The 21,818-nt window shown below is 34.3% G+C and carries 23 protein-coding genes; 15 read left to right on the forward strand and 8 right to left on the reverse strand.

Going from position 1 to position 21,818, the window contains the following annotated elements:
* Nucleotides 1-145: 145 nt before the first annotated feature.
* Both nadA and nadB read left to right on the forward strand, forming a co-directional pair.
* Complete coding sequence (gene nadA, locus KO493_RS07525) at nt 146-1,072, forward strand: quinolinate synthase NadA (RefSeq protein ID WP_216067329.1); 927 nt, start codon at nt 146-148, stop codon at nt 1,070-1,072.
* Nucleotides 1,073-1,077: 5 nt separating this feature from the next.
* A complete protein-coding gene (gene nadB / locus KO493_RS07530; RefSeq protein ID WP_216067330.1) occupies nt 1,078-2,646 on the forward strand; it encodes an L-aspartate oxidase in 1,569 nt (522 codons plus the stop codon).
* Between the two features lie 33 nt (nt 2,647-2,679).
* Here the strand turns inward: nadB and KO493_RS07535 are convergent, their stop codons facing one another.
* Complete coding sequence (locus tag KO493_RS07535; protein WP_216067331.1) at nt 2,680-3,012, reverse strand: single-stranded DNA-binding protein; 333 nt, start codon at nt 3,010-3,012, stop codon at nt 2,680-2,682.
* Between the two features lie 282 nt (nt 3,013-3,294).
* Here KO493_RS07535 and KO493_RS07540 point away from each other — a divergent pair, with 282 nt between their 5' ends.
* The 5 genes from KO493_RS07540 to KO493_RS07560 all read left to right on the forward strand — a co-directional run bounded on the left by KO493_RS07540 (nt 3,295) and on the right by KO493_RS07560 (nt 7,646).
* The gene (locus KO493_RS07540) at nt 3,295-3,711 is read left to right on the forward strand and encodes an SRPBCC domain-containing protein (protein WP_216067332.1); all 417 of its coding nucleotides are present in this window, start codon (nt 3,295-3,297) and stop codon (nt 3,709-3,711) included.
* Entirely contained in the window at nt 3,689-4,240 is a 552-nt protein-coding gene (locus KO493_RS07545; RefSeq protein ID WP_216067333.1) for a lipocalin family protein, read from the forward strand. Before KO493_RS07540 ends, KO493_RS07545 begins: the two co-directional genes overlap by 23 nt.
* 195 nt (nt 4,241-4,435) lie before the next feature.
* On the forward strand, nt 4,436-6,673 hold the full coding sequence (locus KO493_RS07550; protein WP_216067334.1) for a DUF5916 domain-containing protein: 2,238 nt from the start codon (nt 4,436-4,438) through the stop codon (nt 6,671-6,673).
* Nucleotides 6,674-6,885: 212 nt separating this feature from the next.
* A complete protein-coding gene (locus KO493_RS07555) occupies nt 6,886-7,236 on the forward strand; it encodes a hypothetical protein (protein WP_216067335.1) in 351 nt (116 codons plus the stop codon).
* Between the two features lie 17 nt (nt 7,237-7,253).
* Complete coding sequence (locus KO493_RS07560; protein WP_216067336.1) at nt 7,254-7,646, forward strand: VOC family protein; 393 nt, start codon at nt 7,254-7,256, stop codon at nt 7,644-7,646.
* Nucleotides 7,647-7,730: 84 nt separating this feature from the next.
* Here KO493_RS07560 and KO493_RS07565 read toward each other — a convergent pair whose 3' ends face one another.
* Nucleotides 7,731-8,195, reverse strand: a complete 465-nt coding sequence (locus tag KO493_RS07565; protein ID WP_216067337.1) for a CBS domain-containing protein — start codon at nt 8,193-8,195, stop codon at nt 7,731-7,733.
* Between the two features lie 653 nt (nt 8,196-8,848).
* Nucleotides 8,849-9,373: a hypothetical protein gene (locus KO493_RS07570; RefSeq protein WP_216067338.1), complete on the reverse strand. Its 525-nt coding sequence runs from the start codon at nt 9,371-9,373 to the stop codon at nt 8,849-8,851.
* A 154-nt stretch (nt 9,374-9,527) separates the two neighbouring features.
* On the opposite strand from KO493_RS07570, the gene KO493_RS07575 reads away from it, so the two are divergent.
* The 5 genes from KO493_RS07575 to KO493_RS07595 all read left to right on the forward strand — a co-directional run bounded on the left by KO493_RS07575 (nt 9,528) and on the right by KO493_RS07595 (nt 14,454).
* Nucleotides 9,528-10,478 carry an NAD-dependent epimerase/dehydratase family protein gene (locus KO493_RS07575; protein ID WP_216067339.1) on the forward strand — a complete coding sequence of 317 codons (951 nt, stop codon included), beginning with the start codon at nt 9,528-9,530 and terminating at the stop codon, nt 10,476-10,478.
* 35 nt (nt 10,479-10,513) lie between these two features.
* Nucleotides 10,514-11,104 carry a HupE/UreJ family protein gene (locus KO493_RS07580; RefSeq protein ID WP_216067340.1) on the forward strand — a complete coding sequence of 197 codons (591 nt, stop codon included), beginning with the start codon at nt 10,514-10,516 and terminating at the stop codon, nt 11,102-11,104.
* A gap of 234 nt (nt 11,105-11,338) precedes the next feature.
* Complete coding sequence (locus tag KO493_RS07585; protein WP_216067341.1) at nt 11,339-11,770, forward strand: deoxycytidylate deaminase; 432 nt, start codon at nt 11,339-11,341, stop codon at nt 11,768-11,770.
* A gap of 6 nt (nt 11,771-11,776) precedes the next feature.
* On the forward strand, nt 11,777-13,396 hold the full coding sequence (locus KO493_RS07590) for a S41 family peptidase (protein WP_216067342.1): 1,620 nt from the start codon (nt 11,777-11,779) through the stop codon (nt 13,394-13,396).
* Nucleotides 13,397-13,833: 437 nt separating this feature from the next.
* Nucleotides 13,834-14,454, forward strand: a complete 621-nt coding sequence (locus KO493_RS07595) for a hypothetical protein (RefSeq protein ID WP_216067343.1) — start codon at nt 13,834-13,836, stop codon at nt 14,452-14,454.
* Here the strand turns inward: KO493_RS07595 and KO493_RS07600 are convergent.
* Genes KO493_RS07600 through KO493_RS07610 form a run of 3 tightly spaced genes read right to left on the reverse strand, consistent with a single transcriptional unit; the run spans nt 14,451 to nt 15,867 of the window.
* Nucleotides 14,451-15,059 (reverse strand): FAD-dependent oxidoreductase, encoded by a 609-nt coding sequence (locus KO493_RS07600; RefSeq protein WP_216067344.1) that lies wholly within the window; start codon nt 15,057-15,059, stop codon nt 14,451-14,453. The genes KO493_RS07595 and KO493_RS07600 overlap by 4 nt on opposite strands.
* Nucleotides 15,059-15,262, reverse strand: coding sequence for a hypothetical protein (locus tag KO493_RS07605; protein ID WP_216067345.1), 204 nt, complete (start codon nt 15,260-15,262; stop codon nt 15,059-15,061). The genes KO493_RS07600 and KO493_RS07605 overlap by 1 nt, the downstream gene beginning before the upstream one ends.
* Nucleotides 15,263-15,273: 11 nt before the next feature.
* The gene (locus KO493_RS07610) at nt 15,274-15,867 is read right to left on the reverse strand and encodes a MarC family protein (protein ID WP_216067346.1); all 594 of its coding nucleotides are present in this window, start codon (nt 15,865-15,867) and stop codon (nt 15,274-15,276) included.
* Nucleotides 15,868-16,072: 205 nt separating this feature from the next.
* Between KO493_RS07610 and KO493_RS07615 the strand changes: the two genes are divergently transcribed.
* The 3 genes from KO493_RS07615 to KO493_RS07625 all read left to right on the forward strand — a co-directional run bounded on the left by KO493_RS07615 (nt 16,073) and on the right by KO493_RS07625 (nt 20,172).
* Nucleotides 16,073-16,636, forward strand: coding sequence for a DUF3109 family protein (locus KO493_RS07615; RefSeq protein WP_216067347.1), 564 nt, complete (start codon nt 16,073-16,075; stop codon nt 16,634-16,636).
* Nucleotides 16,637-17,104: 468 nt separating this feature from the next.
* Nucleotides 17,105-18,379, forward strand: a complete 1,275-nt coding sequence (locus KO493_RS07620) for a ribonucleotide-diphosphate reductase subunit beta (protein ID WP_216067348.1) — start codon at nt 17,105-17,107, stop codon at nt 18,377-18,379.
* A gap of 2 nt (nt 18,380-18,381) precedes the next feature.
* Nucleotides 18,382-20,172, forward strand: coding sequence for a ribonucleoside-diphosphate reductase subunit alpha (locus KO493_RS07625; protein ID WP_216067349.1), 1,791 nt, complete (start codon nt 18,382-18,384; stop codon nt 20,170-20,172).
* 444 nt (nt 20,173-20,616) lie between these two features.
* On the opposite strand, the gene KO493_RS07630 is transcribed toward KO493_RS07625, so the two are convergent.
* Nucleotides 20,617-21,447 carry an OmpA/MotB family protein gene (locus tag KO493_RS07630; protein ID WP_216067350.1) on the reverse strand — a complete coding sequence of 277 codons (831 nt, stop codon included), beginning with the start codon at nt 21,445-21,447 and terminating at the stop codon, nt 20,617-20,619.
* Nucleotides 21,448-21,529: 82 nt separating this feature from the next.
* Entirely contained in the window at nt 21,530-21,811 is a 282-nt protein-coding gene (locus tag KO493_RS07635; RefSeq protein WP_216067351.1) for a pyrimidine/purine nucleoside phosphorylase, read from the reverse strand.
* Nucleotides 21,812-21,818: the final 7 nt, after the last annotated feature.

Here is a 21,818-nt window from a genome sequence, read left to right on the forward strand (position 1 = left end):
GCAATAAATAGCATCTAGGTCTTTAATTCATTGGTTTTTTTTGAAGGAATCTCATTTAATAAAATTAATAATTAGGATATTTGTATCTTTATAGGCGGTCAAGTGCTGCCAATTATGAATTTCAAATTATTCCAGAAACCTTAAAATGGATTTAGTAAAAGAAATACAACGCCTTAAAAAGGAGAAAAATGCCGTTATTTTAGCACATTATTACCAGGTGCCTGAAATACAGGATATCGCAGATTATGTAGGTGATAGTTTAGGACTGTCTCAAAAAGCTGCCGAAACCGATGCCGATATTATCGTATTTGCCGGTGTGCATTTTATGGCCGAAACAGCCAAAATATTAAACCCGAGTAAAACAGTTGTTTTACCAGATTTAGATGCAGGTTGCTCGCTGGCAGACTCTTGTCCGCCAGACGAATTCGAGAAATTTACCAAAGCACATCCCGATCATATTGTAATTACTTATGTGAATTGTTCTGCAGAAATAAAAGCTTTAACAGATATTGTTTGTACATCATCTAATGCTTTAAAAATTGTAAATTCAATTCCGAAAGATCAACCAATCATTTTTGCTCCAGATAGAAATTTAGGGCAATATATTATAAATGAAACCGGTAGAGATATGCTACTTTGGGATGGGAGTTGTATTGTTCATGAGGCTTTTTCAATGGAAAAGTTGTTGGATTTACATAAAAAATATCCAGACTATAAAATTATAGCGCATCCAGAATCTGAAACTCATATATTGAATACGGCTACCTATATAGGTTCAACCTCAGGTATGATCAATTATGTTAGAGAGCATCAAGATGAAAAATTCATTGTGGCTACAGAAGCTGGAATTTTACATAAAATGCAGCAGGAAATGCCAAATACCGAACTGGTACCAGCGCCTGCAAAAGAAGATAATACTTGTGCTTGTAGCGAATGTCATTTCATGAAAATGAATACGCTTCAAAAACTACACGATTGTTTACTTAATGAATCGCCACAAGTGGATGTGGACGAAGCTATAAGAGAACGTGCTTTATTGCCAATTCAACGCATGTTAGACCTTTCTAAATAATGATCATGACTGCAGATTATTTAGTAATTGGTTCGGGTGTTGCAGGCTTAACATTTGCCGTAAAAATAGCCGAAAAATTCCCGGATCGTACCGTAGTTATTGTAACAAAAGCTAGCGAAGACGAATCGAATACCAAATATGCTCAAGGAGGTGTAGCTATAGTTTTAAATAAAGAATCAGATTCTTTTAAAAAACATATTCAAGATACTTTAATTGCCGGCGACGGACTCTGTAATAAAGATGTTGTTGAAATGGTGGTTAATGAAGGGCCAGATCGTTTTCAAGAATTATTACTTTGGGGGGCTAATTTTGATGAAAATGACGCGGGTAAATTCGATTTAGGAAAAGAAGGTGGGCATTCCGAATACCGTATTGCACACCACAAGGATATTACAGGTTTTGAAATTGAGCGTGCCTTGTTAACAACAGCGCATCAATTACCAAATATTTCTATATTGCCACACCATTTTGCTATTGATTTAGTTACAAATCATCATATAGAATCTAAAGATTCAGATGATTTATGTTGTTATGGAGCCTACGTGATGAATCAAAATTCTGGTGAAATATTCACTATAAAATCCAACAGTACTTTATTAGCCTCAGGAGGTATCGGTCGTGTTTATGGGCATACCACAAACCCGGTTATAGCAACTGGCGATGGGGTAGGGATGGCACATCGTGCTAAAGGACGTATTAAGGATATGGAGTTTATTCAATTTCATCCTACGGCCTTATACGATGCTAAAGGCGAATCGTCTTTTTTAATTTCTGAAGCCGTTAGAGGTTTTGGAGCTATTTTACGAAATGGAAAAGGTTACCGTTTCATGCCCGATTACGATGAACGTGCTGAATTAGCTTCTCGAGATATTGTGTCTCAAAGTATAGATAGCGAGCTTAAAAAATCGGGAGATACGCATGTGTATTTAGATTGTACGCATTTGGATATGGAAGGTTTTATGGCGCATTTTCCAAATATATACGAGAAATGTTTGGAGCATCATATCGATATAAAAACGGACTGGATTCCTGTGGTTCCTGCCTGTCATTATTTATGTGGTGGTGTTGATGTGGATATAATTGGAAGAACCACCATAGATAATTTATACGCTTGTGGTGAATGTACCAGAACAGGATTGCACGGCGCCAACCGATTAGCCTCTAATTCTTTATTGGAAGCCTTAGTTTATGCACATAATATTTTTAAGCATTTGGCGAATACGGATAACACCGTTTTGGATGTTGAGATCCCAGACTGGGATGATGATGGTACGATTATCCCAAAAGAACACGTTTTAGTACAACATAATTTAAAACAAGTTCAAGCAATCATGCGTGATTATGTTGGTATTGTAAGGTCTAACAAACGTTTAAAAAGTGCTTTAAAACATTTAGATGTTATTTCCAGTGAAGTTGAAGATTTATATAAAGAGTCAAGAATATCAACCACACTATGCGAGTTGAGGAATATGATTAATGTAGCTTACCTTATTATTTGGCAGTCTTTAGAACGCACCGAAAATAAAGGAGGTTATTATAATCTAGATAATATTAAAAAAGAAACGAGACCTTAATCAGTCTCGTTTTTTTATTTGATTTTGTATGAATTACTTCCCCAGCATTACAAGTTCGTTACATACCACCTCGGTAATATAGCGCTTGATACCAGATTTATCGTCGTAAGTTCTGGAGTTTAGTTTGCCCTCTATGGCAACTTCTTTGCCTTTAGCAAGATACTTTTCAATAATTTCAGCCGTTTTTCCCCAAGCCACAATATTATGCCATTGTGTGTCTGTGGTTTTTTCACCTTTATTATTGGTGTAATTGTAGTGTGTTGCCAAATTAAAACGTGCTAATCTTTTACCTGACTCTAAATTGATGATTTCCGGATCGTTTCCTAGGTTCCCAATCAACTGTACTTTGTTTCTAAGTGTGCTCATGATTTTAAATTTTACGTTAAACAGTTAATACTTTGTTGTCATTGTTTTACTGAACGTTACTTCAGCAATTGTTGACACTGCAAATATGATTCAGCATCAAAAGTTTAATCGGTATTTACTTATTTAAAATCGCTTGTAAATGTTTGTAGTCGTTTGTAATTGGTAATTATCAAGAAAATAGCCCTGTAAAATGCAGTGGTTTTTAGAAATGGTTTTACACCATTTAATAGTAAATGGCTTTACTTATTTTGTATATTTAATAAAAATATGAACTAAATAAATATGAAAATTATAACGGTACAAACGACTGTTAAAGCAGAAATTGATAGGGTTTGGGATTGTTGGACAAAGCCAGAACACATTCTAAACTGGAATTTTGCTTCCGATACATGGTGTTGCCCAAAAGCTGATAACGATTTAAAGCCGAATGGGCAATTTTCTTGGCGTATGGAAGCTAAAGATGGTAGCATGGGATTCGATTTTACCGGAACATATGTGAATATTATAAAAAAAGAATTAATTACTTATAAAATGGCCGACGGTCGATTCGTTAAAATCACCTTTTCGGAAAATGAAGATGAGATTATGATAAGTGAAACTTTTGATGCTGAAGGGACGCACGCTGATGAACAACAAAGAACCGGCTGGCAAGCGATAATAGAGAATTTTAAAAAGTATGTTGAAAAGGGAAAATACTAATTTAATACACCACGTATTAATTTTAATACTGTTTGGCTTTTTTTCTTGTCGTACTATTCCAGAAAAGGCAGTCGCAGTCAAATCATTCGATAAGGCGAAGTATTTAGGGAAGTGGTATGAAATCGCGAGATTCGACTTTAAGTATGAAAAGGATTTGAATAATACCACCGCTGAATACTCATTGAATAAAAACGGTGTAATTGAAGTTAATAATCAGGGGTTTGATACAATCTCAAAAGCATGGAAACAATCCATAGGTAAGGCGAAATTTGTAAGAGAAGATGATGTTGCGATGCTCAAAGTTTCATTTTTCGGACCGTTTTATTCTGGATATAATGTTATTGCTATTGATGAGGATTATAACTACGCACTTGTTGCAGGTAAAAGTTTAGATTATTTATGGATATTATCTAGAGAAACTAAAATACCTAATAGTATTAAAACCAAATATTTAAAAATAGCTGAGGATGTTGGTTACAATACTTCGAAGCTATTGTGGATTGCACATGATAAAAAGTATTCATTTTAACTTATACTAGTACTTAGAGTTAGAAATGAAAATTATAAAAAAAAAACAGTTGCGTTTAGATGTTATTAAATTAGCTAGATACATTGGTTAGAACAAATCCTGAAATTTAAGCTCAATATATTTTCACTAAAAGTGGCTAGTCTATTTCTAAAAAAAAAATAAGTGCAGAAAAAATTGTTACATGTTAAAAGTAAAATGAATTATTCGAATGTTAATTTAACTCCTGTTTTGGTGTTTCGATTTCTTCTAGGTTTTCTCATCTTTATAGCTTCAGTCAATGGATATGCTCAAAAAAGTATTACGGTCAATTATGTAAATAATGATGATTTTATAATTGACGGTGTTTTAGATGAGGTGATGTGGAAAAATGCCGTTTCTACGAGTGGTTTTTCAGAATATTTCCCAACAGATAATAAGCAGGCAGTGTATCAAACAGAAATCATGATGCTGTATAATGACGGGTATTTATATATTGGTGTAAAAGGTTATGCGCCGGGTGAAGATTATAGAACACCTTCTTATGAAAGAGATTTTAGTATTAGCGGTGCCGATATTGTTAACTTGATGTTTGATACCTATAGCGATAGGTCCAATGCATTTTTGTTCGGGATTAACCCTTTTGGTGTGGAGCGTGAAGGTATTATATATGGAGGAGGTGTTGCTGGTGATCTCGATTTGAACTGGAACACCAAGTGGGTTGGAGAATCGCAAATGTATGATGGTTATTTTATTTCAGAATTAAAAATACCCATGTCTGCTTTTAAATTTAAGGAAGGGATTACTTCTTGGAAATTTTCGGCCATGCGGTCTGATACCCAGTCGAATACTAAAAGTTCATGGGCTAGAGTGCCACAGAATCAAAATCAGCTTAATTTAGGGTATTTTGGAGATTTAATTTTTGAAAAGCCTTTGGTAAAAACAAGAAATCCTATTTCTGTGATTCCTTTTGTTACGCCTTCCTATACCAACGAACATTACAAAGGTGAAAAGTCATTTAATTTTAAGGCTGGTTTTGATGCTAAAATCCCTGTAAAAAGTAGTTTGATGCTCGATTTAACGGTACTCCCGGATTTCTCTAGTGATGATGTGGTTTCTGGGCAAAATAATGTGACACAATTTGAAATTAAACAAGATGAAACCAGGCTCTTTTTTATAGATAATGGCGATTTATTTAATGGTTTTGGAGAGTCGAATGCCCTGGCCTTCTATTCGCGACGGGTGGGCGTTGGTAAAGATACGCTTGGGCAAGATAAGATTGTACCAATTATTGCAGGGGCAAAATTTACTGGGAAAATAAATAATAATTTAAGAATAGGTGTTTTAGACGTTCAAACAGAAGGGGAAGGTGAGTATCAAATTGGAGCTAACAATAACCTCGTAGTTGCTGCAGAACAAAGAGTATTTGAAAAATCTAATATTGGTGCATTTTTTATTAATAGACAAGCTACAAACAATGACGAGTTTCTAACTGGTACTTCATATAACCGAGTAATAGGTTCCGATTTCAATTTCTATTCAAAAGATAATAGTGTTGATGGTAAAGTGTTTTTGCATAAATCGTTCACTCCAGACATATCGAGTAATGCTATTTCTGCTGGAACAATACTAAATGTTGAGAAAAGAAAATATTCCCTGGATTTTACTAGTCAATATGTCGACGCAGGATTCCAATCAGATCTTGGTTTTACAAAAAGAAAGGATATAGTAAGAGTAAATCCTTCAGGAGCTTTTAATATGTATCCAAAGTCGGACAACATTAATACCATTATTTTAAATGCTAGCTACAATGCCTATTGGAGGGCTTCGGAAGATATGTCGCTTTCGGAAAGATATACCTACCTAGGGGGTGAAATTAACTTTACTAGTGGTGCTTCAATTGGATTACAAGGTACAAATGCCTTTGAGTATTTGTACAGCCCGTTTGATCCTGTTGGAGACAAGGGGAATGGAGATCCTATACCTGTAGGGGGGTATACTACGAATTATTTAGATCTTGACTTTAATACGGATAGGCGAAAAGCGTTTTGGTTAGAAGGTAGTTCAAGGTATGGTTCCTTTTATATGGGGCATAAATTTACGACCGATGTCACTTTTCAGTACCGATATCAGCCTTATTTCTATGTTTCATTGCAACTCCAATATGATGATATTAAATTGCCTGAACCATATTCTTCTGGGCAAATTTGGTATTTGGGGCCAACATTAAATGTTACCTTTTCCAAAACATTATTTTTTAATACTGATATTCAGTATAGTTCGCAGTCTAATTATTTTTTATTGGTGTCCAGATTACAATGGCGCTACGCCCCTTTGTCTGATGTTTTTCTAACTTATACTACTACAGATACCACTGCCCCGTTTGAGCTTGTAGAACGTGGTATTTATTTAAAAGTGACTTATTGGTTAGATATTAAAAGGAAGAATAAAAAATAGAAGGGAACTTCCGTTATCTATTTGGGCTGTTTTTTAGCCTTAAGACTCAAGCCTTGATGTTTTTAGTTTTGTAGTCATTTGTACACAGATTTAGTTTGTTGTATATTCGGTTTCAATATTTTGTTAAAAGAATCAAATCGTTCCTTCGTTTGTGTCTTTAGTTAGAAGGCCTTTTATTCTCAGAAAGAATGATTTTCAAGATAAAACTAACCATGGATAAAAAGTGCTTAGAGTGTGGTGATAAAATTGTTGGACGTGTCGATAAGAAATTTTGTAGCGATGGGTGTCGTAACGGTTATAACAATCGCGTTAATAAGGATAGTAAAAATCTCATTCGAAATACTAATAACCGTCTGCGTAAAAATTATAGAATCTTAGAAGCGCTAAATCCTGAGCAAAAAACTAAAACCTCTAGAGCAAAACTAATTGAAGCTGGGTTTGATTTTAATTACTTTACAAGTATTTACACCACAAAAGCGAAAACGGTATATTACTTTGTATACGACCAGGGCTATTTACCCTTAGAAAATGATTATTATGCACTTGTAAAGCGTGAAGGGTAAATTAAAATTAGCAAACTATGAAATTTGATAGAACTGGAATTATTTTATACACGATTGAATATAAAAAATGTGCAACGTTTTATGAAACGGTTTTAGAACTCCCTAAATTGTTTGAAACAGAGGTTTTAACTTGTTTTGCGTTAGGAGATACTTATTTATTAGTAGAACTTGATTTGGGTTACGATGGTGAAGCACTAGCTGAAAGTCGTATAAAAACATGCTTACGAATGAATGTGCCCAATGTGAAACTGTTAGCAGAAAAGTTAAATTCCAAAGGTATAGATGTGAAATATCAAGAGTATTCTTGGGGAACAATTGCTAAGTTTCATGATCCTGACGGCAATTTATGCGCTTTTAAGGATAGTGAAAAATTTGAGAAACAAATCGAAGATTTTAAGACAGCAAAATAAACTCCATTTCGTTAAAGGTCTAAAAAAAGCTTCTAGTTAAAAATTAACCAAAAGCTTTAAAGTAAATTGCAGTGTGTAAACTTGTTATTTCCACGTTTGACCTTTCATCGTCATGGCGGCTTTTAAAATATCTTTTTGACTAATCTGACCAACTAATTTGCCTTTTTCTATAATTGGAAATCTTCGGCGCTTAGATTCTAAAAACTTTTTAGCGGCATCAAAAATATTCATGTTGCCATCAATAGTTTCAACTTCAGAAATCATATGTTTTTCGATAGTTTGATCCTGCAAAGGCATATTGTAATACCTGCTTTCACTTATCTGTTTTATGCAATCCCCTTCAGAAATAATACCTATAAGCTCATTTTTTCTGTTAACCACTGGGCCTCCAGAAATTCTGTTCTTAATTAGCGATTGCATCACACTTTCAATAGTTTGATCTGCTTTAAACGTAATTAAGTTCGTGCTCATGTAATCACTAACGGTTATTGATGGTGTTGTAGTGGTGCTGGAGCGCTTTCTGGCTCCTATAAAACTCTTTATCCCCATAGTAGTTTGATTTTTTGGTAATCCTAAATATAGAGTTAAATTTTTACAATTCCTAAAATACACAAGGATAAGTTGTTGTAGTACATGTGAATAGCGGTTTTGGATGTTGTTTTATAGGCAGTGTTTGTTAAATGTTTATAAGGATGTAAGGAAGAGTCGAGGCGTAATTTGCCTAACAAAAAGGTTTCTCGCCAAGACGCTAAGTCGCAAAGTGGCTGAGGTAATAAATTAGTGAAAATTAGTGTCATTCGTATCAAAAATTATTTGCTACTGAGCTAGTTCGAGTTTGTAACTCGGACTTTCATTATGTGTTATCGCAGTTATTCAGGCCGTTCTTCTTCTAGTTTCTTACTCTTGACGGGACTCGTTAAAAACGAGCGCTAGCGATAGGAGAACTAATTTTCGTAATTTATTTGTTGTGAGTTTTGTGCTTTTCTATGAGGTATGACTGTTCTCGACTTCGCTCGCACACCGTCTCTAGAGTTTGTTTACGGTCTAAAGGAATTTCTATGTTGTCTCAGCGGAGCTCTGTTTAATAGCTATTTCAGTATTTTTATCTGTGAAAATCTGGGCAATCTGTGGCTAGAAAATCAGCGCAAGAGTAAGCGGCCAACAACCAATAACTATCAACCAACAATTAAAACACCTCTGTTTTACTGTGGCTTTTGAATGTTTATCGCGTCAAATTCCACTTTCTTATTTAATTGTAAATTCAAATTAGAAAAGGCGACTAATAGTTCTTTAGTGCTTTGGGTGAGCTCTTCTTCGCTCGTTGATGCAAGGTTGTAAAGGCTCTCTAGTTTATAAAATTTTGTCTCTAGAACTAATAATCTTGCTGAAATGGATGCTGAATTTGCTGCTTCTGGGGTATTGACTTTTAATTCTTTGAAGGTTTCTTTTAAGTCCTTTTCATTGTGATGAAAATAACTGAAGTCCCCTGCCTTTAGATCTGCGATGATATTTTGTAGTTTATGGTATTGTGACCAGTCTCTAAGAGGTAAATCTGCTTTTTTGTCGAGGGTGTATTCTGTGAAATCTAAATTCTCGATGTCTGTTTCAGAAACAACATCGCTGTTGTCAACTTCAGGTTCAACAGCTGTCTCATTTCCTTGATCGCCTTTACAAGCGGAAAACAACATAAATAAACTAAGAGTCAATAGGATTTGAATACGCATCATTTTAATTTTAATACCACAGGTTACAAAGATATAGGAATTGTTGATTTTATTGTTGCGCGCAAAGATATCAAATTAAGAATATTTCAGCTTTTTTATGGATTATTTTTAGTGAAATCTTATTATTTTTGAAAATTCTTTATAAATAAGACAGGTAATGAGTTCAAAAATATTAATAATTGGTGCCTGTGGGCAGATTGGATCGGAACTAACCTTTAAGTTACGAAGTATATACGGGGATGAAAATGTAGTAGCTAGTGATATTAGTTATAGTAATTTGGATATTGTAAATTCTGGTCTTTTTGAAATTGTTGACGCTAAAGACTACGCAAGTGTAAAAACCTGCGTTGAAAAATTTAATATAGATACCATTTATTTAATGGCCGCCATGTTAAGTGCCACAGGTGAAAAATTCCCAATGGAAGCCTGGGACCTCAACATGACCTCTTTGTTTAATGTGTTAAACTTAGCTAAAGATAATTTTATAAAAAAAGTATTTTGGCCCTCTAGCATTGCTGTTTTCGGGACAACAACACCAAAGGATTATACACCTCAGTATACCATTATGGAGCCTACAACTGTTTATGGCATGACCAAACAAGTTGGTGAGCGTTGGTGTGAATATTATTTTACGAAATATAATGTTGATGTAAGAAGTATTCGTTACCCAGGGATTATTAGTTGGAAAACGCTGCCTGGCGGTGGAACAACCGATTATGCAGTTGAGATTTACCATGAGGCCATAAAAAATAAATCGTATACATGTTTTTTAAAAGAAGATACTAAATTACCTATGATGTTTATGGACGATGCGATTAAAGCCACGGTGGATATCATGAAAGCGGAACCTGAAACCATTGAAATTCGTTCTTCTTATAATTTAGCAGCGACAAGTTTTACACCAGATGAGGTGGCGCAGTCTATTAAAAAACAGATTCCAGAGTTTGAAATATATTATGATCCTGATTATCGACAAGAGATAGCTAACAGTTGGCCAAAGAGTATTAACGATTCTTATGCGCGTCAAGATTGGTATTGGAAGCACCAGTTTTCTTTGGATAATATTACCGAAGAGATGTTGTTTCAGTTAGATAAAAAATATAATTAATTACATATCTTTGGAGCTCCCAAATTGAAAATACTATGCTTGAAAATTTCTGGTTTAACGTAGAATATGGTATCAATCATGTGCTTGATATCAAGGCTTACGATCATGTTTTGTTTTTAATCGTATTGGCGGTTCCATATTTGTTTAAGGACTGGAAACGTGTGCTGCTTTTAGTAACGATGTTTACCTTAGGGCATACTTTATCTTTAATACTGGCAAGCTATGGTGTTGTTAGTGTAAATGCTTCTATTGTAGAGTTTTTAATTCCGATTACTATCTTGATTATGGCTCTTTTTAATGTGTTTACAGCTGGAAAAGGAGCGCAAAAAGAAAAAGTAGGGGTTTTGTTTTTATCGACTTTATTTTTTGGATTGATTCACGGCTTAGGTTTTGCGAGGGAGTTTAGAATGCTTTTAGGTGATTCGGATAGTAAATTGTTAATGCTTTTAGAATTTGCACTTGGTATTGAAATTGCTCAAGTTATTATTGTGTTTTTAGTGCTGTTTTTGGGCTATCTAGTTCAGACGATTTTTAGGTTTTCTAAACGTGATTGGGTTATGGTTATTTCGGCTGTAGTGGTTGGTTTAGTGATTCCTATGATTTTGAACAGCGACTTCTTGTCTTAAACTATTCTTAAATTTTAACGACCTTACGTTGTAATTAAAATATGAACCGAGTATATTCGTTATGTCGAATGTATTATGGCTCGAAATCGTGGGTATGCGTTAGGGATTGCAGTGAAAATCCTTTTACTTTTTCTGTAAAAGATTGTAACGGAAAGCCTGACCCGAATAGTTGCGAGGTTTCTTTTTAACGCGGAACATGATATGAGGGTAACGCCATAATAATATAAAAATTTAATGCCAGAACATAAACAACTTAAGTACGATAAAGCTTATTTACGAATTGCTAAAGAGTGGGGGAAGTTATCGTATTGCAATCGCCGACAAGTAGGTGCGATTATCGTTAAAGATAGAATGATTATTTCCGACGGATATAATGGAACACCTTCGGGATTTGAAAACTTTTGTGAAGATGATGAAGGTTACACGAAATGGTATGTGTTGCATGCTGAAGCCAATGCGATATTGAAAGTGGCTGCCTCTACGCAGTCTTGTAAAGGAGCAACCCTATATATTACCATGTCGCCGTGTAAGGAATGTAGTAAGTTAATCCACCAAGCTGGTATTGTAAAAGTGGTTTATCATGACGCTTACAAAGATGATTCTGGACTTAAATTCTTGGAAAAGGCCGGAATAGAACTTAAAAGAATAGAAGATTTAAAAGCATAACCTATCATGGCTTTTCAAAAAAAATACTTACCGTTGCTTATGGGCACTGCAATTGCGGCGGGTATTTTTATTGGCGGAAAATTAAGTTTTACCGATGCTCCAGATCGTTTGTTTTCTACAAATAGTAAGAAAGATAAGCTTAATCGCTTGATTGACTACATTGAATATGATTATGTCGATGATGTAAATACCGATAGTATCGTGGATGTTACGGTTAATGGTATTCTGGAAAATTTAGATCCGCACTCGGTTTACATTCCTAAGGAAGACATGCAACGTGTTGCCGAAGAAATGAAAGGCGATTTTGTTGGTATAGGAGTGAGTTTTTATACCTATAAAGATACCATTGCTGTTATTCGTGCTATAGAAGGCGGGCCAAGTGCTAAAGCCGGAATTATGGGGGGTGATCGTATTATTTTTGCCGATGGCGATACTTTGTACGGTAAAAATGTTGAAGATGATGTCTTGGTTAGAAAGCTTAAAGGTCCTATAAATTCTAAAGTTAAATTAACAGTTTACCGAAAGGGTGAACCTAAATTATTGAATTTTACTGTAAAACGAGGCAACATACCCATTAGTAGCGTGGATGCGACATACATGCTAACCGATAAGTTAGGGTACATTAAAGTGAATCGTTTTGCAGAATCGACTTATAAGGAATTTAGAAAAGGAATTAAAGATTTAGAAGCGCGTGGTGCTACTGAAATTGCTTTAGATTTAAGAGGTAATCCAGGTGGTTTTTTAGGGATTGCCGAACAGATTGCTGATGAGTTTTTAGAAGATGATAAATTGATTTTATTTACTAAAAACAAAAGTGGTGATATAGATAAGAGTTTTGCAACCAGCAAAGGGGATTTTGAAAACGGAAAAGTTTTTGTAATGATTGATGAAAACTCGGCTTCCGCTAGTGAAATTGTTGCTGGCGCCTTACAGGATAATGATGTGGGAACCATTGTTGGTAGAAGATCTTACGGGAAAGGCTTGGTACAACGTGAAATGGATTTGGGAGATGGCAGTGCTGTGCGCTTAACCGTTTCTAGGTATTATACGCCAACGGGACGTTCAATACAGCGGCCTTACGATCATGGTAATAAAGATTATTACGATGAATATTTGGATCGAGTTAGTAGCGGTGAATTGCTAGATTCTGAAAATATTCATGTTGACGATTCTCTAAAATTTGTGACACCAGCAGGTAAAATTGTATACGGTGGTGGTGGTATTATTCCAGATGTTTTTGTGCCTATTGATAGTAGCATGCAAAATGAAACCCTTTCCTTTTTACTGCGTCGTGGTTTTTTCGGGAATTTTGTGTTTGAAGAGTTAGAAAAAGACCGTCATTTATACGATGATGTTTCAAGACGTGATTTTATAGATACTTTTGAGGTTGGCGATGATTTAGTTTTTGCTTTTCAAGACTATTTAAATTTGCGATCCGATTCTAAAGTGACTTTCGTAGCCTATCACAATGAGGTTAAGCAGTATATTAAAGCGACGCTTGCAGATCAACTTTTTGGTGGTGGTGCTTTTGAAGAGGTTTACAACCAAACAGATATCATGATTGAAGAGGTGATGCGGTTAAGCGAAGGGGCTGGGGTTGATGATGCTGGGCTCGCTACAGAGTAACTAAATAGTTTTCTGTTTTTTTGTGATAGATTAAAGTTGTTTTTATTGTTTATTGAAAATGTGGTTCGGTAACTTTGGGTTGCATTAATTATTATAGGGGGAAGCAAAAAGTGATGTAATCTGATCAAGAAAAAAGTGATAGCTACAATTCCTATTAAGTTAGCTCGAAAGCTTTTTGGTGAACAGTGATCTGAAATAGTTGGAATGACGTGTTAATCGATGCTAGTCGATTACAAATTGCTTTAGTAATGTTTGATATTATTTAGTTTTTAATGGTTTTTCTCTGCTATGATACTTCTATAGCAAAACAACTAGTTTCTTTTAAATAACAACATAGAATAACAATAAGTATATATAATTTATGTAATTTTGATTAAATGTCGGATTTACAGGGATGTAATAACTTAATTTTGTTTGTATCACTAACTAATATTAATATGGAAAAGAGGTTAAAATTAACAGAAGCAGAATGGTTGGTGTTATTGGAGGATGCTTTAAAGGCTGGTGCTAAAATACAAGTTAACCACCGATATAGGTATAAAGGTAAAGGCTTAGGTACTTTTCTAACCAATGCTAAGAGTAAGAACAAGTTTGATTTAATGCGAAAAATTGAAAAATTAGGTTTTAATTATCGCTTGCATAGTAATGATCCTGAACATTATTTAGAGAAATATATTGGGCAACTTTCCGCTGATGAAAACCCGATTAAACAACGTTATATCACGCGGTTTAATACTTATGTACAGCCAAAGCATGATCTTTTAAAAAAACGAACCATTAATAAGTTAAACAGTGTTTGGAAAGCTAAATTTGGTGATGAAAGAAAGTGGAGCAAACCAGATACTATAGACGACAAAATACGAAAATGGAAAAATTACCGCTATGATAAAGTAAAAAACCCTGAAGGTAAATGGTTTGCTTATAGGTCGAAAATAGGACCTATGTTTGGATGGGTTTACACCAGAAAGCGCAATAAAGATAAAATGAAGTTAATCGCGCATTATTTTAATATGCAGGAATTATTAGAGCTGGAACAAGAAGGGTTTTTAATGGACTAAACTTCTAGTTTATCATGCACTTTTACGTGTTTTCCATTATTCCAAAGGGTTAAAATATCTGTGGCTACTTGCGCGCCACTTCCAGAAGCTATAGCAAATTGGCTGCGCCACCCTGCTAATGTTCCCGCGACATAAAGTCCTTCCTCGATAAGATGATCGGTGTTTTTTAACCAAATACGATCTTTTTCAATAGCTGCTCTTGGGTGTGGAGCAATATAAGACGCTACACCGTCAATAGTCATTAAGTTCGTATAGCCTACTGTGATAACCGCTATTTTGGTTTGGTAGGTGTTTTTGTTTGTTGTTATGGTAAAGCCATTTGTAGATTTAGATATTTCTAAAACCTTTTCATGGTCTATTTGGTTAACATGGGGGTAGCGTTCTTTTAGTTGCGCCTTCCCGCTTTCTAAAATAGATTCGCCTGTTGTGCCAGGGGTTAATCCTAATACATTATTAAATAAGGCGGTTTGTAAATGTGATGTTTTTTGGTGCATGATAATTCCAATGGATTTATCTTTTGCAAAAGCTTTGATTTCAGCAGAACCTAAAACCAATGCGCACGACATTCCTGCAGCGCCACCACCAATAATTAAGGCGTCATACATTATTTTCTTCCTTTGGTTTTTTCTTCAATACGCTTAGATGTTCTTAAAATAGCCATCATAACGATTACGCAAAGTGAAGCTACTATAGTGATTATGGCAACCATGCTTTCGCCTTCAAAAGGTGCATTAAAGTCTAATTGTGTGCAATTAAAAACTATAAGCGCAAGGGCTAGTATGCTTAGTATAATGGTGAAAATTTTCATCTGTAAAAATATTATATCAGTTCAAACAAGGCTTTAATGTTGTGTGCAAATAACTTTACCGCAATCGCTAATAAAACCACGCCAAACACTTTTCTAATGATGTTAATGCCGTTCTGTCCAATTAAACGTTCAATTTTGGCCGATGTTTTTAAGACGATAAAGATAATAATAACATTTAGTAATACCGCAACAATAATATTTTCAGTATTAAACTCTGCTCTCAATGATAGTAAAGTGGTCAAGCTGCCTGGGCCTGCAATTAAAGGGAAAGCAAGCGGAAAAACAGCAGTGGTCATCGAATCTTGTTCTTCTTGCTTGTAAAGTGTGATGCCTAAAATCATTTCTAAAGCGATAAAAAATAATATGAAAGAACCAGCTACTGCAAATGAGTTCACGTCAATTCCAATCAGGTTTAGGATACTTTTTCCTAAGAATAAAAATAGAATTAAAATGACACCCGCAATAATTGAGGCTTTTTCACTTTGTATATGACCTGCTTTTTTTCTTAAATCGATAACGATTGGAATATTTCCAACAATATCAATTACAGCAAATAAAATCATGAATGCCGTAAATATTTCTTTGAAATTGAATTGTAGTTCCATAAGTTTTAAATTGTTAGCGCTATTATAAATGTTCGTTTAATTGTGTATTGTTAAATTTGTGTTTTAGGTAAAATTTTTAAATTAAAACTCCCATTTTTAGGGAATTTTGAATTTTCGGCAAAAATATGCCATTATTACCGAATAATCTTAAAAGTTTCAGATAAACTTTGACTATTTTTGTGCACCATTTTAATCCATGTTTTTTATGTTTCAGTTAGGGAAAACAATCGTTGCAGATGATGTTGTAAAGAAAGATTTTTTGTGTAATCTTTCAGCTTGTAAAGGTGCCTGTTGTATTGATGGCGATGCGGGAGCTCCGTTAGAGGCTGATGAAGCTAAAATATTAAATGATATCTATCCTAAAGTAAAACCTTTTTTGCGTCAGGAGGGTATTGATGCTATAGAAGCTCAAGGCGCTTATGTTGAAACTGAAGATGGTGATTTGGAAACAACACTTATTAATGGTGCTGATTGTGCTTACGTTATTTTCGATGAAAAAAAAGTTGCATTATGTGCGATTGAAGAAGCGTATAATCAAGGTGAGATTTCTTGGAAAAAACCAGTGTCTTGTCATTTGTATCCGGTAAGAGTTCAAGATTACAGTGAGTTTTCTGCTGTGAATTATCATCATTGGCAGATTTGTGATGACGCTTGTACTTTGGGGCAAGAATTACAAGTTCCTATATATAAATTCGTAAAAGAAGGATTAATTAGGAAATTTGGAGAAGATTGGTATGCCGAACTAGAGAAGGTTGCCGAAACTTTATAATAACTTCAAATATCTTGTTGAAAACTTAAAAAACGCCTTTAAAACTAAGGGGTTTAGCTATTAAGACCTAATATTTTTTTGTTAACTTTTTAATTTTTAAAAAACATTAAACATCTTGTATTCAGTTGTTTAACTGTTTTTTTGTGTAAACTTCTTAAATCTCTTGTGTTTTATTGTTTGTTAAAAACTTGTTGAAAAGGTTTCTGGCTTTTCATAAAAACATATCAATCATTTTGCAATCTTTGCTAAACTCAACAATATAAAAATGCATTACTTTTTTTACCAGAGAATAAACGTGTTGAAAATATATTTTGAGTTCACCGAATACATTTTTTAATACATAATAACTGTTAATATGGGTTACTTTATCCATGAGCCCTAATTAGCATGTTAAATGAGATTGTTTTTTATTCGGGATTTTAACAATTGCTATTTTAACTAAATTAATCCAAAACGAGAGCCATAAACATGGAGATTACCCAAATTATTAAACGAGATTATGACACAACCCCCTTTGTGTTAGAAAAGATCACTAATGCTATTGAAAAGGCTATGCTATCTGTAAGTCATGGAACTAGAGCAGATGCCGAGTTAATTTCTAATCAGGTGATTCAAGGTCTTTTGGCAAGAAAAGCTGTAGATGTTCGCTATGTGCCAACAGTAGAACAAGTTCAAGATATTGTTGAAGATAAGCTCATGAGCAGTGCTTTTCATAACGCAGCAAAGGCTTATATACTTTATCGTGATGAACAAGCTAGAAAACGCCAAACAAATATTTTTGAAAAGCGTATTAATTTAAAACCTTACGAATATCCAGATTTATACGAGTATGTAAATGCTATAAGACATTCTTACTGGATTCATAGTGAGTTTAATTTTACGAGTGATATTCAAGATTTTAAAACAGGGTTAAACACGGCTGAAAAAACGGCAATTAAAAATACCATGTTGGCCATTTCTCAAATTGAAGTTGCTGTTAAAACCTTCTGGGGTGATATTTATCAAAAAATGCCTAAACCAGAAATAGGGTCGGTAGGGGCTACTTTTTCAGAAAGTGAAGTGCGTCATCACGATGCCTACTCACATTTATTAGAGATTTTAGGCTTAAACGCAGAGTTTAAATCACTTAAAAAGAAGCCTGTTATTATGCGTCGTGTGCATTATTTAGAAACAGCGCTTAAAAATTCTAAAAGTGAAAATATTCAAGAATATGCCGAGTCGGTACTCTTGTTCTCTTTGTTTATAGAACATGTTTCTTTATTCTCACAATTTTTAATCATTATGGCATTCAATAAACATAAAAATATGCTGAAAGGCATTTCTAATGTGGTTGAAGCGACTTCGAAAGAAGAACAAATTCATGGCGATTTTGGTATTGATATTATAAATATAATTAAGAAGGAAAATCCAAAATGGTTTGGAGAGGAATACAATGAAAAAATTCAAATGATCTGCAAAGAAGCTTTTCAAGCCGAAAGCGATATTATCGACTGGATTTTTGAAGATGGCGAGTTAGAATTTCTTCCAAAAGCGGTAATTAATGAGTTTATTAAAAACCGATTTAATAATTCCTTGGAAAGTATTGGTATAGGTAAGGTGTTTACTGTTGATGATAAATTGATAGCTGAAACCGAATGGTTTGATGATGAAATTATTGGAACCAAACATGGCGATTTCTTCGTGAAACGCTCTATCAATTACAGCAAAAGAACAAAAAGTATAACCAGCGACGACCTATTTTAATTATGAAAGAACAAACGAGCCTTCAAGAAACACAAAACGAAAAATCAACTAACTACGATCAATTAGTAAATGCTCGAAAAGAGCAATTAAAAAAAGCGACCCAACTAGAAAGTGAACCAGAATTTAATTGGCTTACTGAAAATAGTCGAAAATTTTTAGAATCTGGGTACTTAACTGATGGTACTTCCCCTGAAGCACGTATTCGTGAAATAGCAAACCGTGCTGAAGAAATTTTGCAAATTGATGGTTATGCCGATAAGTTTTACAAGTATATGGGTGAAGGTTTTTTCTCTTTAGCTTCACCAGTATGGTCTAACTTTGGTAAAAAACGAGGCTTACCAATTAGTTGTTTTGGTTCTAATATGGCTGATGATATGGGGAATATTTTATACACCCAATCTGAAGTTGGTATGATGTCTAAATTAGGAGGCGGTACCTCAGGTTACTTTGGTAATTTACGTCATAGAGGTGCGCCGGTTAAAAATAATGGCGTGTCGTCTGGAGCCGTTCATATCATGCAACTTTTTGAAAAAATGGTCGATGTGGTTAGTCAAGGTTCTGTTCGAAGAGGTCGTTTTTCTCCATACTTACCAGTTGAACATCCAGATATTAACGAGTTTTTAGAAATTGGTACCGAAGGGAATTCCATTCAAGAACTTACTCATGGCGTTTCGGTTACTGATGAGTGGATGCAAGAAATGATAGATGGTGATGTCGATAAACGCTCGATTTGGGCTAAAGTGATACAACGTCGTGGTGAAATAGGTTATCCGTATATTTTCTTTAAAGACCACGCTAATAATCAAGCGCCCGATGTTTATAAAGAAAATAACCATAAAATTTTAGCATCTAATTTATGTACTGAAATTATGCTTCCATCAAATGATCAATGGTCGTTTGTTTGTGTACTTTCATCAGTAAACGTATTGCATTATGATAAATGGAAAGACACTGATGCTGTTGAAACTATGGTGTATTTCTTAGATGCTATTATTACTGAGTTTGTTGATAAACTTGAAGTATATAGAGATTCCTCTGTTTTAGAAGATAGACAAACCTTTATGTTTATGGAGCGTGCTTATAACTTTGCAAAAAGTAACCGTGCACTTGGATTAGGTGTTTTAGGCTGGCACTCTTTACTACAGTCTAAAAGGTTAGGTTTTGATAGTGCTGAAGCTTATGAATTAAATAGTAAAATCTTTAAGTTAATTAAAGAGAAATCGTATAAGGCTTCAGAGGAATTAGCAAAACTATATGGTGAGCCAGAAGTTTTAAAAGGCTACGGAAGACGAAATGCTACTTTAAATGCTATTGCTCCAACGACTTCTTCAGCATTTATTTTAGGTCAGGTGTCACAAGGTATTGAGCCAATTTGGTCTAATATTTATGTGAAAGACATCGCTAAAATTAAAACAACCATAAAAAACCCATACCTCGAAGAACTGTTAGAGGAAAAGGGAAAAAATACGCCAGAAGTATGGCGAAGCATTCGTGATTACGATGGTTCAGTTCAACATTTAGAGTTCTTAAGCGAACATGAACGTGATGTGTTTAAGACCTATTCTGAAATCGATCAGTTAGCCATAGTATATCAAGCTGCAAACCGCCAAAATCATATTGATCAAGGGCAGTCGGTAAATATTATTGTACATCCAGATATGCCAGTAAAAGATATTAATAATATCTATGTTACTGCCTGGAAACTTGGATTAAAATCCTTGTATTACCAACATAGTATGAATGCAGCACAAAAATTTAAGCAGAAAAAAGAATGTGCGAGTTGTGAAGGATAAGCACTAAGTGTTCTACATTACAAAAAAAGACGTCCGAAATTTATTTTAGGCGTCTTTTTTTTGTCGGCAATGTGTTTGTTTATCTTTGGTTGTTATCCTAAAGGCGGTGAATACCCACTAGTTTTAGTGGTGTAAGGTTTGGTTATACACGCGTTCTAAATGATAATGTTGGGATTGGAATTCGTGCTAGTTTTCAGACTTTTTATGATGAATTGAGAAAAGTAACAAGCACGGCAGGAACTGAAACTATAACGGCCTATCGTTTTAACTATATGAATAGCTACGGGTTTATGCCATAGGAAGTTTAGAAGGGTTGTATCACAGGTCTATCACGCTAGTTGTTACTTGATTACATTAAAATTTATGGCATTTCTTAAATTTAAAAATAAAAAAAAGGCTCGTATAATTTATACAAGCCTTTTTTTATTTTGTCTTTAGTAACTTTTAACTTTCGTCTGCCATTAAAGCGAAAAATTTATCAATATTTGGAAGAATAATAATACGTGTTCTTCTGTTTTTAGCTCTGTTTTTAGATGTATCATTATCAACTAAAGGCTGGTAACTACTTCTACCAGAGGCAATCAATTTTTCTGGAGCCACGTTATATTTATCTTGTAGTTTTCTAACAACTGAAGTTGCCCTTAAAACACTTAAATCCCAGTTATCTGCAATGTTAACGGTGTTTATAGTCCTTGCATCAGTATGTCCTTCAACCATAACGTCTAAGCTTTCTTCAGAGTTGATTACGTCAGCCAATTTTTGTAATAATGAATCTGCTTTAGAGCTTAATTTATAACTAGCTGTGTTGAAAAGCATATCATCTGCTATTGAAATCATTACGACTGTACCATCAATATTTACTCCAAAATCTTCATCATTATTCAAGTCTGAATCACTTATTACCTTATTAAGGTTGTAAGAAACAGCCAAATTCATTGAGTCTTTAAGAGTTTTGGCTTGACTTAATTTCACAGGATCAACATTTTTTAATGTCTCACGCATTTTAACCTTAGCATCATTTGATATGACAGTTCCGTTTTCTACAACGTCTAACTTGGTATCATTTTCAGCTTGTAAAGAGGAAATTTTAGAATTATAAGAATTTACGCGTTCTTCAATTTGAGCAAATTTTGCTTCTAAATCTTCTTTTTCAACTTTCGTTTTTTGTAGTTCGCTTTTTATTTCTCCATTTTCATGTTCTAAAGCAATATATTTCTTTTTAGAAACACATGATAAAGTTAGTACAGCGAGTAATACAATCGAAATTTTCTTCATAATTAAAGTTTTAGTTTAATTCCATATACGTGAAAATTCACTGTACGGACTACGAAGTGCTAAAATTACCGATGAAAAGCTATTATTTGTAGGTGCACAGGTAAGAAGTTTGAGACGATACTTTTACTTGAAATTTCTTGTCTGCGTCAATTTCATAAGCTTCTCCAGCATTAAAAGTGGCCCATTCTGTGGTATCAGGTAATTTAACAACCATCTGTCCTTCAATAACTCGCATCGTTTCATGTTTAGAGGTAGCAAATTCATATTCTCCAGGATTCATTACGCCTAAAGTAGAACTTCCTTTTTCGGTGGTGTAAGCTAAAGATTTTACATTATCGTCAAAATATGCATTATTTGAAATCATAATTTTT

It is taken from the genome of Pseudotamlana agarivorans (genome assembly GCF_018860245.1).
GTDB classification, from domain to species: domain Bacteria; phylum Bacteroidota; class Bacteroidia; order Flavobacteriales; family Flavobacteriaceae; genus Pseudotamlana; species Pseudotamlana agarivorans_A.